2 protein-coding genes are annotated in these 2,974 nt (G+C 64.8%); both read right to left on the reverse strand.

Annotated features, from left to right (window positions below; translation table 11 throughout):
- On the reverse strand, positions 1–689 hold a 689-nt coding region (locus tag VMS96_11820; protein ID HVP44112.1), incomplete at its 3' end, for a cytochrome P450.
- Between the two features lie 3 nt (positions 690–692).
- Entirely contained in the window at positions 693–2,858 is a 2,166-nt protein-coding gene (locus VMS96_11825; GenBank protein HVP44113.1) for a pitrilysin family protein, read from the reverse strand.
- Positions 2,859–2,974: the final 116 nt, after the last annotated feature.

Here is a 2,974-nt window from a genome sequence, read left to right on the forward strand (position 1 = left end):
AGCATGGAGAGCAGGTCGCCGCGGTCCTCGCCGCTGGCCCGCCGCTGCTCGATCATGCCGTAGATGACGCGGTCGAGGCGGGCGCGAGCGCGCTCCATGCGGCGCACCGGCGGCAGCGGGAACTTCTCCAGGTACTCGGAGAAGGGCAGCAGCAGGAAGCCGAACAGACCCATCACCTCATTCAGGGCCGTGCCGACCTCATCGGCGTGCGATTCGACGTCGGCATCAAACAGCGTCTTGGCGACGATGGCCAGCGTCAGCCGCATCATCTCGTGATGCATGTCGAGGGTGGCGCCGTCCTTCCAGCGCGCGCGGTCGCGGGCCGCATACTCGACCATCTTCTCGGCGTAGCCGGCGATGCGCGAACGATGGAACGCCGGCTGCACCAGGCGGCGCTGGCGCAGGTGGATGTCGCCCTCGCTGGTCAGCAGCCCTTCGCCCAGGAGGCGTTTCGACCGCTGCAGCACCCGCCCCTTCCTGAACAGGCGGTTGTTGGTGACCAGCACGTCCTTGATGGCTTCCGGATGACTTAGCAGAACGATCCACTGTCCGCCGGCGCGGAAGGAGGCGATGTCCCCGTACTCGCGCTGCACCTTCGCCATGAACTTGAGCATGTCGCGGCGGAAGGGCACCAGCACGCCCCCGGGGAGCCTGGAGCGTGGGCCGGGCGGATACACGTATTTAGGCAAGGCTCATTTGCCCGCAGACACGGGCTTCTCGAACAGCTTCGGGTCCACCGCCGGATTGATCGCCAATTCCTTGATCTCGGACCATCCGCCCTCTTTGCCGCCTTCGGTGATCTTCCGCTTGAAGGGCAGGGTTACGCCATTCACGGTTCGCCAATCGGAATAGTCGGTGATGGAGCGTACTGGCCCGGTCTGTACGTTGCGTTCGAAGATGGCGCGCAGCACGCGGCCACTCTTCGGGTCCACGTACCAGCGGGCACGCGCCCCGTCGGCGTCGAGGTCGAGGACGGTGGCCTCCACCTCGCCGATCTTCTCGTTGCCGCCCACGACAAAGACGTACTTAGGATCGTCCAGGTGCTGGGCGACGTTGATGAAATCCCGCTTCAGGCTGTTGACCACGTTTTCCCGCTGAGGAGGAGGCATGTCCTCGAAATTCCCTCCCGATTCCAGGAACGCGCCTCCGGGGCCGAGCACCAAGGTGATCTCGCCCATGGGCGTTTGCATGGTGGTGCGCGACTGTCCGGGGAAGGCGACCAGGGATTCATAGTCGATCTGTGTCCCGCCCTGGGGCGAGGGTACAGTCATGGTCGCGGTCTGTTTATAGGACTTGACCGCATTCACCGCCGCCGCTCCCCCCAGGCTCTCGACCACCTTTGCCGCCAAGGCCCTGCCTTCCGGAGTTGAACCAGTGGGGGCCGCCGCGACCTCCGCCTTCTCCTCTCCCGGCGGTGGCGGGATGGTGATGTCGATGGGCGTTACTGCACCCAAGGTATTGAGCGGCTTATCGAACTCCTTGTCATTCCCCACCACCAGCACCGCCAGCCGGTCCGCGTGCAGGTACTTCTCCGCCACCCGGGCCACATCCGCTGCCGTCACCTTCTCGATGCCGGTGCGGTATTGCTCCAGGAAGTCGGCAGGATACCCGTAGAACTCGTACGCCATCCGCTCGCGCAGCACCTTGGCCTTGGAGTCGAAGTTGAAGATGAACGAGTTCAGGATGTTGTCCTTGGCGCGCTTCAGCTCCTCTTCGCTGGCCTTGCGCTGGACCATCCCCACCAGCTCTTCCTTCAGCGCCTGCAGGCCTTCGACGGTGGTCTGGCTCTTGGTGCCCATCGACAGGCGCAGCATGCCGGGATGATCGTAGGGGACGCTGATGCCGCCGCCCACCGCGTAAGCCAGCCCCTTGGCCGAGCGCACGTTGCTCACCAGGCGCGAGGCGAAGCCCCCGCCCAGCACTTCATCCATGACCTCGATGGCGTAGTAATCCGGGCTGCGCCGCGTCACCTCCACCGGGTACACCATGCGGATGGCGCTCTGGTTCACGTCTTCTTTGGGGATGAAATAGACGCCCGGCTTGGCCCCCTTGAACTCGGCAGGGGCCTCCTTGAAAGCCGCGCCGCGCGGCCAGCTGTCGAATGCCTTCCGCAGCCGCGCCTCCATCTGCTTGCCGTCGAAATCGCCGGTGATACCCAGGATGATGTTGTTGGGCTGCAGGTACTTCTGGTGGAAGTCGAGCAGGTCCTGGCGGGTGATGGCGGCCACGGTCGCATACTCGGCTTGCCGCGCGTAGGGACTGTCGGCGCCATACGCCAGCTTGGTGGATTCGCGCCCCGCGATCGAATTGATCTGGTCGTTGCGGCGCGAGATCGAGGTATTCACCTGGTCCTTCGCCAGTTCTATCTTCTCTTCCCGGAACTCGGGGTTCCGCAACACGTCGAGGAAAACAGTGAAGACATCCTCGAAGTCGCCCTTCAGGCAGGAGAAGGCGACGGACGTGGAATCGACGCCGCCCTCGGTCTCCACTTTGGCGGCGCGCGCTTCCAGGAAGTCGTCGAGGTCGTCGCCGGTCTTGGTCTTGGTGCCGCCGGTCCGCCAGGCCTCGCCGTAGATGGCCATCATGCCGGTCTTGGCCTTGGGCACCTCGCGCCCGCCACCGCGGATGCGCATGGTGCCGTCGATCAGCGGTAGCTCGTGGTCTTCCTGGAGGAAGATGACCATCCCGTTCTTGAGCTGGATGCGGCGGGGTTCCTGCGGGTGGAAAGGCGGCAGCTGCGGGGTCTGGATCTGTTTCCACTCCGGCTGCTGGGCCGCGGGCTGCGCCTGCTGGGCCGCCAGCGGGAGTGCCAGGGCGACGATGATGGCCAGGACCGAGAGGTTTCTGCTGCGGATCATTGCTGCCCCCCTTTCCCGGCGGGCTTGCGCGTATCGAGCACGCCGACGGTCCGGTTCTCCGCAATGAAGATTTTGTTGGCCACGCGCCGGATGTCGGCCTTGGTGACCTTGTCGAT

Source organism: Terriglobales bacterium, from assembly GCA_035543055.1.
In the GTDB taxonomy this organism is placed as follows: Bacteria; Acidobacteriota; Terriglobia; order Terriglobales; family Acidobacteriaceae; genus JAIQFD01.